General features: G+C 70.9%; 10 protein-coding genes and 1 pseudogene. 4 read left to right on the top strand and 7 right to left on the bottom strand.

Features of this window, described 5'->3' with window-relative positions:
- Positions 1 to 12: 12 nt before the first annotated feature.
- From MQP27_RS19785 to MQP27_RS19760, 6 genes are read right to left on the bottom strand one after another with little or no spacing between them, the layout of a single operon-like run.
- Positions 13 to 2,805, bottom strand: coding sequence for a hypothetical protein (locus MQP27_RS19785; RefSeq protein ID WP_242766563.1), 2,793 nt, complete (start codon positions 2,803 to 2,805; stop codon positions 13 to 15).
- A 1-nt stretch (position 2,806) separates the two neighbouring features.
- The gene (locus MQP27_RS19780; RefSeq protein ID WP_242766562.1) at positions 2,807 to 3,154 is read right to left on the bottom strand and encodes a hypothetical protein; all 348 of its coding nucleotides are present in this window, start codon (positions 3,152 to 3,154) and stop codon (positions 2,807 to 2,809) included.
- Positions 3,154 to 5,844 carry an ATP-binding protein gene (locus MQP27_RS19775; protein WP_242766561.1) on the bottom strand — a complete coding sequence of 897 codons (2,691 nt, stop codon included), beginning with the start codon at positions 5,842 to 5,844 and terminating at the stop codon, positions 3,154 to 3,156. Before MQP27_RS19775 ends, MQP27_RS19780 begins: the two co-directional genes overlap by 1 nt.
- Positions 5,841 to 6,422 (bottom strand): hypothetical protein, encoded by a 582-nt coding sequence (locus MQP27_RS19770; RefSeq protein WP_242766560.1) that lies wholly within the window; start codon positions 6,420 to 6,422, stop codon positions 5,841 to 5,843. The genes MQP27_RS19775 and MQP27_RS19770 overlap by 4 nt, the downstream gene beginning before the upstream one ends.
- The gene (locus MQP27_RS19765; protein WP_242766559.1) at positions 6,419 to 6,760 is read right to left on the bottom strand and encodes a hypothetical protein; all 342 of its coding nucleotides are present in this window, start codon (positions 6,758 to 6,760) and stop codon (positions 6,419 to 6,421) included. The genes MQP27_RS19770 and MQP27_RS19765 overlap by 4 nt, the downstream gene beginning before the upstream one ends.
- Positions 6,757 to 7,689 carry a conjugal transfer protein gene (locus MQP27_RS19760; RefSeq protein WP_242766558.1) on the bottom strand — a complete coding sequence of 311 codons (933 nt, stop codon included), beginning with the start codon at positions 7,687 to 7,689 and terminating at the stop codon, positions 6,757 to 6,759. Before MQP27_RS19760 ends, MQP27_RS19765 begins: the two co-directional genes overlap by 4 nt.
- Before the next feature lie 693 nt (positions 7,690 to 8,382).
- Between MQP27_RS19760 and MQP27_RS19755 the strand changes: the two genes are divergently transcribed.
- The 4 genes from MQP27_RS19755 to MQP27_RS19740 all read left to right on the top strand — a co-directional run bounded on the left by MQP27_RS19755 (position 8,383) and on the right by MQP27_RS19740 (position 13,353).
- On the top strand, positions 8,383 to 9,819 hold the full coding sequence (locus MQP27_RS19755) for a helix-turn-helix domain-containing protein (protein WP_242766557.1): 1,437 nt from the start codon (positions 8,383 to 8,385) through the stop codon (positions 9,817 to 9,819).
- Positions 9,816 to 11,351: a hypothetical protein gene (locus MQP27_RS19750; RefSeq protein ID WP_242766556.1), complete on the top strand. Its 1,536-nt coding sequence runs from the start codon at positions 9,816 to 9,818 to the stop codon at positions 11,349 to 11,351. Before MQP27_RS19755 ends, MQP27_RS19750 begins: the two co-directional genes overlap by 4 nt.
- Before the next feature lie 822 nt (positions 11,352 to 12,173).
- The gene (locus MQP27_RS19745; RefSeq protein WP_242766555.1) at positions 12,174 to 12,830 is read left to right on the top strand and encodes a DUF5343 domain-containing protein; all 657 of its coding nucleotides are present in this window, start codon (positions 12,174 to 12,176) and stop codon (positions 12,828 to 12,830) included.
- A complete protein-coding gene (locus MQP27_RS19740) occupies positions 12,817 to 13,353 on the top strand; it encodes a hypothetical protein (protein ID WP_242766554.1) in 537 nt (178 codons plus the stop codon). The genes MQP27_RS19745 and MQP27_RS19740 overlap by 14 nt, the downstream gene beginning before the upstream one ends.
- Positions 13,354 to 13,438: 85 nt before the next feature.
- Here the strand turns inward: MQP27_RS19740 and MQP27_RS50980 are convergent.
- Positions 13,439 to 13,564 (bottom strand): annotated as a pseudogene (locus tag MQP27_RS50980) (helix-turn-helix domain-containing protein); the annotation flags it as partial.
- Positions 13,565 to 13,902 lie beyond the last annotated feature (338 nt).

Raw genomic sequence — 13,902 nt, 5'->3', positions numbered from 1 at the left:
GTCCCGGCGGCCTCACTCGTCCTCACCGTCCTCGGTCCTCCACCGGGCCCGCATGGCGCGCAGCGCTTCGGCCTGCCGCATCGCCTCCTGGATCCGGGCCTGGTTGCTGGTGCCTGCGGAACCGCCCGCGTCACCGTCGCCGGGACGATCCGGACGCCCGGGCCCGCCGCTCTCGGACCGAGGCGGACTGGGAGAGGCCGCGCGGCGGGGGAGCGGTGCCGGGGGCGGAGTTGCTGCGGGACCGCCCGCCGGCGCGGCCGGCCGTGCGGGGGCAGGGGCCGGACGCGCAGGGCGTCCGGAGCGGGCAGGCCTGGCGGACGCAGCCGGGCCGGGGGACGGGACCGCAGTCGCAGCGTTCGGCAGACGGCGGCCGGCGAACGGACCGCTTCCGCCGCTGTCGTCGGTGTGGTCGCGGATGACGCGGGCCACGTGCCGCCCGGTGTCGCCCCAGGCCCGGCCGTCCTCGCGGACGGTGTTGCCCCACACCCGCACCTGCTGGCGGGCGTCGTGGGAGTAACGCGATCTGCCTGACCGGGCCCGGCGGATGGTGGCCGGCAGTCCGACGGTCGCGCCGTAGGCGGCCCGGCCGCCGCGGTGGAGGATGCGGTAGCCGCGGAAGCGGACCAGCCGGTTGTGGGCCCGGGTCGACAGCAGCGTGCGGTCACTGTGCTGGTCGTGCAAGACCTGGCCGGTGGTTCGGTCGACGACCTGGCCGTCCTCGTTGCGATACCGGTCCGGCGGACCCCCGGGCCGCCGCGGCCCCATGCCACCGGAACCGCCGCCCCCGCCGTCCGATGGCCCGCCGGAGTTCGGATCGCCGTCGGCGGTGGGCTTGCGCCACCTGGCCAACTGCTCCTTGCCCGGCCGCCGTCCGATCAGCAGCCCGTAGGCGCCCTTCACGCCGAGCCGGGCACCGAGCCCGCCCAGGGCCGCGGCCGCGGCCAGCGGGGCCAGCCCGCGGCCGGCTTCGGCGGTGGCATCGGCGAGCAGGCCGCCGGTGTCCACCGGCATGCCCGCTCCGTCGGCCAGGGAGGTGAGAGCGCCCATCAGCCGCTGCCGGGTGCCGAGCATCCCGAACCTGCCGCCGCCCCCGCCGGTGAACGCGCGCAGCCCGGCGCCGTAGCCGCCCAGTGCGGCGGGGGAGTTCATGGCGAGCGCGGCGCCGAGTTCGGAGGTGTCGCCGGGCAGGTGGGTGCCGCCGACCTTGGCGTAGCGCATCCGCATCGCCATGCGCCGGCCGAAGGAGGCGATCCCGGTCAGCAGGCGGCGGTGCCCGGCCGCGCCGGCGATGGCGAGGACATCGATGAGCAGGATCCGCTCGACCATCAGGTCGGGCCCGTGGGTGACGGTGGCGTCGACGGCGATGCCGAAGAAGGGGATGAACGCGCAGATCCCGACCACGGCCAGGACCGCGATCCCCCACACGGACAGCCACTTCCACACCGACTGGCGCGCGGGCCCGGGCAGCATGCCCGCGACGAAGGTGACGCCGCCGGCGGCCGCCGCGGCGGCGCACACTCCCTGGGTGCCCAGCAGTACGATCGCGGACGACAGCAGCATCCCGCAGACGAACAGTGCCGCGATCAGCAGCAGGAAGGCGCCGCCCACCCGCCACCAGGTGGGTTTCTCGGCGTAGGCCGCGCACGCCTTGCCGACCGGCCCGGCGTCCTTGAGGTCCTCCAGGAACAGGGCGAAGGCCCGGTCCTCGTCGGTGACGATCGCGTGGGAGGAGTCGAGCAGTTCGTTGCCCGGCGTCAGTGCGGGCAGTCCGTCGTTTTCGCAGACCTCCTTCGCCGAGCCGTCCAGGAGATCGCAGCTGCCGCTGGTGTTGCCGTTCTTGGCCTCGACGTCGCGCTGGCAATACTTCTTGGCCGCCCCGTGGATCAGCCGGCAGGGGTCCTTCGCCTGGTCCGTGCTGTCGCTGGCCGGCTGGGGCAGGTAGCCGCCGGTGATCCACTTCAGGTGGACGGCGTAGGCTTTGCGGTCGGACTTTCTGGCCGGGTCGAGGATGCGCCCGTATTCAAGGAGCATGTAGGGCTTGACGATCAGCGCGTTGGTGATCGAGTCCTGGAGGGGGCGGGCCACCTCGGTTGCGGAGATTGGTCCTTCGCCTTGTTGCTGCTCGCACTTGATCTCGGCGTTGCCGGCCATGCCCGCGCACGGGTCGTAGCTGGCGATCTTGCCGCCCCAGTCGTAGGAGTTGACGCTCTGCTGGGCGACCTCGGCGGCGACTTGCTGGGACTGGCCCAGCGGGCCGTCGGGTCCGAGCAGGGTGTCGGGGCGGATGAGGGCCGAGGCGGCGAAGGCCGCGATGAGCAGGGTGAGGAGGATTTCGCCCAGGCCGCGGCCGACCCGCCCGCGCACGATCATGAACCCGGCGAACACGAACGCCCAGGCCAGCAGGAGCCCTTTGATCCCGAGTGTGTCGACCACCACGGTGTCGTAGGTGTCGGCGGCCTTCTGCGCGGGCGTGGTGAGGAGCTTGAGCAGCGGGAAGCGGAAGGCCACCTCGATGGCCCACCCGGCCAGCCCGACCAGCAGCCGGATCAGCGTGAACAGCCCCGACAGGGCGAAGGCGAGGGCTTGTGTCTTGAAGGCGACGATGGAGCCGCCGGAGGCGTTGAGGTCGTACCCGTCGATCGGCACGCCCTCGGACGAGGTGATGTTCAGCGGGGCGAGCAGGTCTCCGGTCTCGCCGCTGCTGTCGGCCGCGTACACGACCTGGGTGTTGACCAGGAGGAACACGCCGGTGAGCAGCACGACCAAGCCGGCCGAACGCAAGCTCGCGCGGTCGGGACGCAACACGTCAGCGCCGCCTTCGCGCGGCGCTGCGCAGCCGCCACACCACGAGAGCACCCACACCCGCACCCGCGGTCCCCAGCCTCCACGCCCCGCCACCCACGTCCTGATGACCGGCGGAGGCATCGGAAGCGGCACCGCGCTCGCAGTACGCCTTAGCCGGGCCCACGATCAGGGCGCAGGGATCCCGGTGCGCGGCGTCGGCGGCGAAGGCCTGTCCGGTGTGCGGCCACCACCCCTGCGGCACGCCCACCCCGAGAACGAGCACCACCACGGCGACGACGACGGCGATCACAGTGAGGACGCTCACCACGGCGGCAACGCGCCGAGAGCGGTCCCACGACAGAGTCATCATCAGACGGATTCCTTCGGACGAATCTGTGCGGCCTCACCGGCGAGCGGCTCCGGCGCGGAGGGGGAGACAGTGCTCGGTCGACGTCCCGGCGTGGTGGTGATGGACGTAGTGATGCGCTCGATGCGGGGGATGGAGACTTTGACGCGGCCGGTGTTCTGCCGCGGGCAGGTCAGCAGGAACTCGCCCTCCCGGCCCCTCTGTCCGACCGGAGACAGGCCGGTGGTCACCAGCCGCAAAAGCTCCGGGTTGTTGGGGTCGAGCCCGACGAACTCCAGCCCACGGCGGGCGCGTTCGCGGTCGGCGGTGCGGGCGAGTGCCCGGTAGGCCATCAGGCCGCGGTCGGGGCCGAGTTCGTCGGCGTCGTGCGAGCCCGCCAACAGACCGGCGCCGTGCTTGCGGCCGTCGTGGAGGATCTCGTGAACCAGAGCCGTGCCCTCGGCGGACGAGGTGAGCCAGTACAACTCGTCCAGGACCACCGCGGTGAAGCGTTCGGGGTCCTCGAAAGCCGTCTGCCGGGCGATCGCGGCGATCAGGTAGAGCACCGCCCGCCCGATCAGCGCCTCCAGCGGCTGCTGGTGCAGGATCTCGGGCTTGTCGAACGCCTGCTTGGGGGGCAGCTTCAGCCCGGTGGTGGTGATCACGATCATGTCGGAGGTGCTGGAGGCGTCCAGCCGCACCGGTGGCAGCGTCGGGTCGAAGACCATCCGGGCGAGGGAGTTGGTGGCGACGACGTGGATGAGGCCGGCGAGGGTGGCGGCCGCGTCCTGCCGCTTGCCCGCCTCGCGGGCGGCCATCTCCTCAAGGACTGCAAGGACACGGTGCATGGACGGGGCGGGACTGGCGGCGGCCTGCTCGACGGCATGGTGGAGAACCTCGCCGTTGGTGCTCATCGGGCCGATGCCGAGTTGCAGGGTGAGGTAGGACAGGGCGTAGTGGCGTCCCTCGGGTCCGTCGAACATGCGCAGTGGGTCGATGGAGACCTCGGCCTGCGCGGCGTCGATGATCTGGACACGGCCCTGGGCGGCGGCGCGGGCGAACGTGGCCCACTCCCGTACCGGGGTGCGGTCGATGCAGATGGCGCAGCCGCCGCGCGCCCACACCGCCTCCGCGATCAGCTTCTGCAGCACCGACTTGCCCGCGCCCAGATCCCCGACAATCCCCATCGAGGCGGAGGCGTCGACCTTGGGCGCATCCGCCACGTTGATCATGACGGGGCGGGTGGTGCCGCAGTCCAGGTCGATCCCGAGGAACATGCCGTTCGGGTCGCCGACCTCGCAGGCGGTGAAGGCCCCGGACAGCGCCCAGTCCTCACTGATTTGGTGCTGGGTGAACTCCCGTACCACGCCCGGCCGTACGGTGCCGGGCAGGCCCAGGGTGAACAGGGCCTCCTGCAGTCCGGCCGGGCGCACGGCCCGGTAGTCGGCGCCGCCCAGCAGCGCGGCCAGGGCGCGGGCCCGCGCGTCGCAGATGGCGGCGGTCGGCCCCCACACCGTCAGCACCGTCACCGACTGCACCTCGACCTCCACGCTGGTGCGGGACAGGCGGGCGTCCAGCTCGCCCAGGTCGCGGGCGGCCTCGGTCAGGGAGGCGGGCATGCCGGTGGGGCGGGCGTCGTACTGGTCGGCCTGGTCGATGAGTTCGTTCTTCTTGCGCCGCACCTGCTCGCGGGCCTTCTCCGCGGGCACCAGGGTGAGGTCGACGGTGTAGTCGACGGGGAAGTCGAGCAATTCCAGCTGGGCGAACAGGTCGGCGGCGTCCTGGCCGACGGCGGGCGGGCACTCGGCCAGGGCCAACTGCGCCTGGTAGCCCACCCCGTTGTCGGACTCGACCTGCAGCCAGCGCCGCCCCAGCGGCGAGCCCGTGTTCACCCGCCACCAGGCCTTGCGCCCGGATCGTGTGATCCGGCCCGCGTTCTTGAGCTCGTCGACGTCGTCGAGGTCGGGGTCGAGGCCGCCTTCTTGCAGGCGGACCTGGCCGAGGTCGGCGTAGCTGGGGGAGCGCAGCACCCCGTCCCGGATCTGCCCGCCGTACAGCTCGCTGGTCTCGGCCTGGGCCAGCAGCGGCTCGGCGAGGCCGCGGTGCAGGGCGTGCTGGATCATCCACACGATCTCCGCCGGGCGGGCCGGGCGGAAGGCGATCCCGCCGGCGAGCGCGGCCTCCACCCGCGAGGCCTGCTCGCGGCAGGCGTTCACCTCGCGCCGGGCCACCGGCGCCGGCCGCATGCCCAGCAGGGGCGCGATCTCGGCCCACGCCGCGCCAAGCGACGCCGACACCTGCAGGCCCGTGGTCTCGCTCTGCAGGGGCACGGCCAGCCACAGGGTGCGGCGGTGCATCTCCTGGTCATCCAGCAGGTCGAGGGCGGCCTCGACGTTCTCCACCCACGGATGCGCTCCCGCACCCGGCGCCTGCTCGGCCGGCTCGATGCCCTCGATCATCTTGAGAGCGACCTCGCCCGGGTCGACCTGCGCGCACAGACCGAACAGCCGCGGCGCCCCGGACAGCGAGCGCACCAGGTGCGTGATTTTGGCGAGCTGTTCGTCGCGGACCGCGGCGGGCATGTAGGTGCCCTGCACGGTCTCCTCGCGGCGTCCCTGAGCGTCCGGACCTGGGTGCAGGCGGTAGACGGCCCACACGCTGCCCTGCGTCGACCACACCAGATGCCCGGCGATGTGACGGATCGGAACCCTCACCGCGCACCCCCGCTCTGCTGGGCGAGCGCGAGCAACTGCTGTACGCCCGACACCGGCCCAACCGCTGCCGCGGGAGTAACCGGTTGGGTGCGGCGGGGTACGGACGCGCGGTCTGCGGCCGGGCTTGGGCGCGGCGCCCGGGCCGGACGCCGCTGCACCGCACGGAAGGGTGCGGCCTGTGCAGCGGGGACGGGCGCGGGTGTGGCCTCGATGGTGAAGCCGCCGAGCAGCGGGTGGGGAGCGCGGTCGCGGGCGGCCCGCCCGCCGATCCGCCCGCCGCGGGGCTGCCAGCCGAGCAGCACCCAGCCGAGCGCGGCCTGTATCGGGGCACGGCCCCGGACCTTCGGGCGACGCACCATCCAAATGGCCAGGCCCCACGCGACGATGGGGACCGGCCCCATCCACGACCACCAGCCGATGGTCTTGATCAGAAGGTAGCCGCCGCCGACGGCGACCGCGATCTGCGCAGGGGTGTAGGGGCCGAGGGGGATCTTCCAGTCGGCGACCTTGCCCAGCACCCAGGGGTGGCGGCGGGCGGCGGTGTAGAAGCGGCCCACCCGGCCATCGGCCGCGCTCACAGCCAGCCCCCGACACCCGGCGAGTGGTCACGGGAGGCGGGCCGCTCGGACCGGACGACGCCGGGGACGGCGGGTGCACCCTTGGACGGGTTCTTCACCTCGTCCTCGAACATGTTCGCCAGGCTGTCGCGCGAGTTGTACAGGCCCAGCGCGATCACCATCAGCAGCAGGGCACCGATCCCCGCCTTCAACGAGAACTTCTGGATCATGATGACGACGACCAGGCAGATCAGACCGGCCTGCAGGCCCTTCGTCGCCCACTCCTTGAACATGTTGATCCACGAGTTGCCGAGGTCGTCCAGCTGCCCGGCGAGCATCAGGCTGTGCACCGCGGTCATCGCCCGCCCCCGTTCTGGGCGGTGCCGGCCCCGAGCGCGGCGACTTCCCACCGGCCCGAGCGGGCCTTGAGCGTGAGCTCGTACGCCAGCGGCCACCGGCCGTCGGCATCGCGGGCTTCCACCGCGGCGAGGACCCGCACCGTCGTGCCGCCCGTCGGCGCCTGCTCGGCGGCCGCGGCCTCCTCGACGGCCGACACCTCCTGGACGGTGACCGCCGTGTACGGGGCGGGGGAGACGGCGGTGAGCTTCACGCCGGGCGCGAGGTAGCGGTCGACCTCACCGGCCCCGGTCAGGTAGGCGGCCAGGAACTCCCCGACGGCGGAGGACAGATCACCCTCCGGAACCGTCACGCCGTACGGCGACTTCGCCACCTCGGCCCGGGCCGGGCCGGCCACCACGCCGGGCGCCCCGGTCACCGTGAACGAGGAGCCCGTGCTGTCGGAGGCAACGGGCACCATGTAGTACCGCACCGATCCGTCTGCGTACTGCGCAGCCACCGTCACCGACCACGCACCGGTGCCGCGCTGCGCACTGCGCACCGCCGTCACCGACTGAGGCGCCGATTGCGCATCGGCGGCCGGGTCGGGCAGCTCGACATCCGGCGCCATCGACTGCGCAAGCCGCGCCTGCGCACTCGTCGCGTCGTTCGCGTCGCTGCGCAGCCACGCGCCGACGAACAGCTGCGCATAGCCGCCCGGGTCGGCGGCGGCCGTCGCGGTGCGCACGGCGGTGGGCTGGGCCGGGACAGCCGCCTGGACCGTGGTCGGGGTGGAGGCGATCGCGACGCACAGGGCGACGGGGCCGGCCGCGATGGCGGTCAGCACCGCCAGACGTGAGAGGCGTACGCGGCGGCGCATCGCCTCCAGACGGGCGCCGGCCGCCATCGCAGCCACAGCCTCGCTCGGTGCGGCCTGCGTGCCAGGAGACATGGTCAAACTCCCTGGTCAGAACGGATGTTGCTGACCTTGAGGAAACCCGCCGACCCCGACCCGACCACCGACCACCCGACCCCGACCACGGTCACGATGGGGACACGAAGTCCGTGGTCGGGGCCGTGGTCGGCCCGACCATGGGGCAGCCGCAGGCCGGCCGTAGGCCATTGCGTCCGGCGCGCGTTGCCCAGGAGGGGCGCCCGCCGTGATCATGTGCCGCCCGGCCACCGGGCCCGGACGCCGATGCGCAGACAGAAGCCGGCCGGGCCGCGACAGACACCTGCGCAGTGCGCGAGACGGACCTGCGCAAGAGAAGATCAGGAACTCCGGGCGGACTGCGCAGCCGCCCCGGCACAACTCGACTGCGCAGGATCTTCGACTGGTTGCGCAGCCCGATTGCGCAACACCCGTCCGGGGCTGCGAAGTCGGCTGCGCAATCGCTGAGCGCCCGGGCTGAAGGTGCGTGGTCGGCCCGACCACAGGCCCGACCACGGCAGCTAGTAGGCGTCCGTTGCCGGATCGTGACCGATGGTCGGGGCTCGTGGCCGTCAGCCTGGTCGGGGTCGGCGGGTGAGCTGACGCCATGGAACACACGCCCGCCGCCACGCCGAGGCCTACCGGCCGCCTCACCGCGGCGGGGCCGGTGTGCCGCCGTGGCCACCGCGCTCGGCAGGCGTCGGGGACGCGGCGGTGAGCCGCTTCGGGGCGGGGATCCGCCGAGGCGTGATGGCGGCCGATCAGTTCACCCAGATCGCCAACGCGCTGTTTCGTGACGCTGGGCTGTCGTTCAAAGCGAAGGGCATCTTCGGGTCCGTCTCCACGCACAGGAACGGCTGGCAGGTGACGGTCACCGACCTCGTCCGCCTGGGTCCGGACGGACGCGAAGCGGTCCGCACCGGCCTGCAGGAGCTCGAGGCGCACGGCTACCTGATCCGTGAACGTCTGCGCCGCCCGGACGGCACCCTCGGCGAGGTCGTCTACTGCATCACGGACCGCCCGGCCACCTGGGACATCGCGTTGATCGAAGCCGACTTGTTGGTCACGGGCTCCGAGGCCGAGCATGCCGACGGCCTCCCGGCGGGGATCCGCCGGGGCGTGATGGCGGCCGATCAGTTCACCCAGATCGCCAACGCGTTGTTCCGCGACACCCAGTTGTCCTTCAAGGCCAAGGGCTTGTTCGGACTGCTTTCCACGCACCGGGACGGCTGGCGGATGACCGTCTCCGACATCGCCCGCCGTGGACGCGATGGTGACTCAGCCGTCAAGAGCGGGCTGAAGGAGCTGGAGAAGCACGGCTTCCTGGTCCGGGAACGCGAGCGCGGCCCAGACGGCACCCTCGGCGCGGTCGCGTACTTCATCACCGACCTGCCCGCTCTGCAAAACGGCAGGTCCGGGCCAGAGTCGGGTTTTCCACCAGTGGATGACCCTACGTTGGCTCATCGGCCCACTAAGAACACCAACAGAAAGAACACCACTCAGCAGCACACCAGCCCCCTCCGTCCGTGCCGCGGCGACGCATCGCGCGCACCCGGCCGGACGGACCGGCCGGACACGCCTTCGTCCCCGCCGGCCGCGCCCGCGGCGGATGAGATGCATCCCGGGATCCGGCTGCTGCTCGAACTCGGGGCGGCTCGCCCCGAGCTGTTGCTGACCGGGCAGGCGCTGACCGACCAAGGCCGCGTCGTGACCGTGATGCTGGAATCCGGCTGGAGCCGCGAGCAACTGCGGCACGTCATCGCCGCCCGGCCCCTGCCCCACCCGGTGCGAACCACGGTCGGCGCGATCATCGCTGCCCGCCTGCGTGCCGCCCAGGCCTACCCGCCGCCCACCCTCGCAGCCGACCAACACGACGCACCCGTGTGGGACGACCCTTCGGCGCCGCCGATGACCGGATCCGCCGCCGCCCGCACGGTGAGCGAGGCCCTGACCTACCGGGCCCTCGTCGAATGCGCCGGCTGCGGCTTTCCCGGAATCGCCCCCGGCGAGGACCTCTGCCCGGCCTGCCTCGGCTGGCCACTTTGCCGCACCTGCCCGGGCCCCACCCCTCGGCGAGCCCACCCCGACGGGGACGGTCGCTGCACCACCTGTGCCTCCGCATTTGCCGTCCAACCGGAAGGAAGCCCGTGACCGACACGCTCCACACCCGGCCGCCGACCGCGGCCCACCACGCGCGTCCCTTCACGCATGACCCCAGGCGGTGGGAGAAGGAACGCTCCCGCGCCCTGCGGACCGGCCACGTCCGCGGCCACACCTGCACGGCCGCGTGCGAGCTCGTGCTCGTCCACGAACGCACCGGCTGGGGCTGGATCGCCTCGACCGTCCCCGGTGACGGCCTCCCGCCCGAGACCCCCCACCAGATCGGGGTGCTCACCCCGGCCGCCACCCGTACTCAGCGGCTGGCCCTGCGCTGGCTGACCCGGCGCCCCGCCCAGCGCATCACCCTGGGTGCCGTCCCCGGATCCCTGCGGCTGTCCGCCGCCGCGGTCGCCGTCCTCAGCCTGATCGCTGGCCTGTTCGCCATCGGCCACGGCGTCCCCGTCGACGTCGCCCTACCGGCGATGCTGCTCGCTCCGATCCTCGCCGAGCACCTGCCCGGCCGACTCGACGCCCGAGCCCACGAACACGTCCGCCGCGTCGAAGGTGACGACTCTGTCCGCTACATGCAGCGCCTCGCCGCCCTGCACAGCTCGCTCGTGCAGGCCGCCGCCGACAGCGACCGCTACGAACTGCGCCGTTCGGCCGAGATCGGCCAACAGCTGATGTGGGATGCCGCGGACCTGCTCCAGACCCGCAACCCCCGCTCGGCCTCAGCCGACCTCATCGCCCGCGAACGGCTGATGCTCCAACTCGTCGACCAGGTCGCCCAACTCCTTAGGCGCATCACCGCCCAGGACGGCACAGTGCGTGCGGAACAGACCTGCGCACTCGGGCGACCCTTGGGCCTCTCCCCGTCCGGCGAGCGGCCGCCAGTCCAGTCGACACCTCAGCACACGTCCGGCACATCACCGCTGAAGGGAACCCTCGTCATGCCCCAGCCCGAACCCGCTCCGGCTGTCTGCACCACCGGCGTCTATCTGCTCTTCGCGCACGAGCCGTACTACCCCGGCCCGGGAACCCAGGAGATCAACACCACCGTGGTGGCCGCCGACTCGTTGCTCCACCCGCAGGTGCACCAGCCCGACGGCGCCCGTATCCACGACGTCCTCACCCGGGGAAGGCAGCCGGGCGACATCATCCCGCTGGCCACCCTCACCCACGAACTGAACGGCGGCGCCGACTGGCCAACTGTCGGCGACTGGGAGAGCGTCACCACCGACCTGCTGCAGCTCGTCCGCGCCGGGGAGTGCGATGCCCTCAGCCTCGGCCTGCCCGAGATCGCGCGCGCCCTCGTCTGCACGGGGCCCCACAGCCACGTCCGCGCCTATGACGCCGCGGCCGACGATGTCGTTGTCTACGGGTCTTCGGAGCGCGCCGCGGTCCTGGAGGAAGTCGGCGTGTTCCTCACCGGCATTGCGACCGTGCAGCCCTTCTGGCCGGGGACGGCCTCCTGCCTCCGCTGGTGGGGCGGCGCGCCTGAGGGCGATGAGCCCGGCCGTAATGAGGGAAGCGGACCATGTAACGCAGACGCCCCAGGCCATCTGCCCGGGGCGTCGCGCTGAGCACCGGCTATTCCTCGCGCAGCAGGCTCAGGGGGAGGGTCTGGCCCTCGCCGCCAAGGCGGCGACGGAGGATTGACGTCGCCGAGCAGCTGCCGCAGTTCCTCCTCCCGCTCCTGGGCGTACGCGTACCGCTCGGGCAGGACCTCCAGCAAGTGCCTCCACTGGCGCTGGCCCGCGCGCACGCACGTGCCTCCACAGTTGTTGTGGCTGAACCCGAGCTCGTACAGGCGGGGCGGTACGACGCCCAGCCCGGGCCTCGTATGAGCGGACCGTCGTGTAAGCCAGTCCCACGTCCTCGGCGAACATCCGGATGGCCTCGCTGACCGTGAACAGGTCATCTTTCCCGGACGGATTTGCACCCCCCGGTACGAGCGCATCGGCGATCTCCACGGCCGCGTCGCCGGAGGCGAGGAAGTGTCCGAACGCGCTGCCCTGCACGGGGCAACCGCCATGCTGGAACAAGCGCACGTGCAGGAAAGCGCGCCGCATAACTCGAATCGCACGTCGCGCGCACAGTAAGGCACACATAGAACTGTGTCGGGAGGTGACGCTTCGTTGAGTGCATCCTGCAGGACATCCTGATACTCGAGGGCACGGCCGTGCCTCACGCTGCTTCGCTCTGCGACGGAGCGCAGGATCAGGCGAAGGCGGTCGCTTCCGCTGGACTGCCAAAACGTCGGTTCAGATTCGGTAGCTTGTTCGAATTCGAGCCTGTGACAGTAGGCCAGTGTGCCCCTCTATCACGCGGGCCCGCCTTCGACACGGAAGCGGCTCGTGTTGCCCTAGTGCTTTACACTGGTGGCTCCGCGTACCATGCGACGCATGGCAGCTGATAACTCGTTTCCATACACCCCGACCCCTGGGAAGCTGGAAGAATTCCTGGAGAAGCTTCAGGGGATAGGTGTGCCGGCGAGGATCGACCAGCAGTATCTCGGCTCGGTGGGGTTTGCGTCATCGAACTGCCGTCCGTTCATCCCGATCATGAAGAAGGTCGGGTTGCTGGATGGCTCCGGTAAGCCGACCGAGCTCTACACCAAGGGCCTCCGGGGCGGAGAGGGAGGTCGCGCCCTGCTCTCGGCGGGTATCCGTGCCGGGTACGACAATGTGTTTCAGACCTATAGTGACGCGAACAGCCGGTCTGATACGGAACTGGCGACCTTCTTCAAGAGTCATTCGGACTTGGATGACAAGAAGGTGGGTCTTGCGGTCAAGACCTTCAAGGCTGTGTGCAAGTTCGGCGACTTCAACTCGTCCGCCGGTAATGCAGGCAAAGAAGGTGACGAGGGCGAAGTCGACGAGCAGGCCGACTTGGCGAAGGGGCGCCGCCAACGTCAGCAGGGTAGCAACGGGCCCGGCTCGGTGGTTATCAATGTGAACATCGCACTCTCCGTCGATGCGACCAGCGACGCCGCCGTCTACGATGCGTTCTTCGCCGCGATGGCAAAGCACCTCACGGGTTTGACGGATGGCGGCGCCTAGAACCCCGCGTGAGGTCGCCGACTGGGCGGCCAACGCGCAGGACGAATTGCGCAGGCTTCTCGCTAAGCGAGAGACCTCGGCGCATCGAGTCATGACGGTGACCGAGTCCTATGGCAAGCTGATGAGCCTCAACGTCAAGCAGGACAAGCTGTTTCGTGAGGCACTCCAGTGCGTGGAGCATGGGCTCTACCGGTCCGCGCATGTCACGTCATTCGCCGCGCTGATGGACTTCATTCACGAGTGGATTGCGAACGACGCAACCCGTCTCTCGACGATCCAAGCCAACTACACTGCGTGGAACATCAAGCAGGCTTCGGACTTCCGTGACCAGAAGGATCACACCCTCTTTGAAGTCATGAAGAAGCAGGCTTTCATCACCAACGGAATGATGAAGGCGCTACAGGGGCTGCTGGCCAAGCGGAATGAGTGTGCGCATCCGGACGACTATGAGCCGGGCATAAACGACACGCTTGGCTACCTCGATGAAATGATGAAGCGGATTGAGGCGTTGCAGAAGAAGTAGGCTCACGGAAGCGCCCTACCTCACGTTGTCGTTCAAGAGCGCGGATTGTGGCATCGACCTGCAGAAAGCTTGAGGTCCCTGCCCCGGCGAGCAGAGTGTGGACGAAGCCGTAGCTCCGGCCGCAGGCCTGCGCCAGATCCCGTACCGGGACTCCCTGTTCGAATGCCCGACGCAGGGCGACACCCAGGCGCGTCCTGAAGTGTTCCGTGATGCGGGCGTGGGCGCTGAGCGTGGTTCCCGTCAGTCTCCCTCGCGTTGCGTCAGGGATCCTGCCGCACGGGAGTCGATTGCGGCCACAGGACGGGCAGCTGCGGCATCGGCATCACTCGAAAGGCGGGGAGGATGCGCCTACTTCGAAGCGCTGCCGGCACTCTGCGTGTTCTGCGTTCCGGCGCTGTCGAGGACGTGGTGAAGGCCCGTGGCTACCGCGGCCTTCTGTGCGGCAGAGAGGCGCCGGGGGCTCCATCGGTGTATCGCGGATCGTCAGCAGGCGCCGGCGGTTACGGCGCGGGCAGCGGGTCCTCGGCGTCCTCGACGCCGAGGATGAGC

This window comes from Streptomyces cylindrosporus, assembly GCF_022698165.1.
GTDB classification, from domain to species: Bacteria; Actinomycetota; Actinomycetes; order Streptomycetales; family Streptomycetaceae; genus Streptomyces; species Streptomyces cylindrosporus.
Note: the sequence above shows the minus strand (reverse complement) of the source record. Positions and strands in the feature narration are given on the sequence as shown.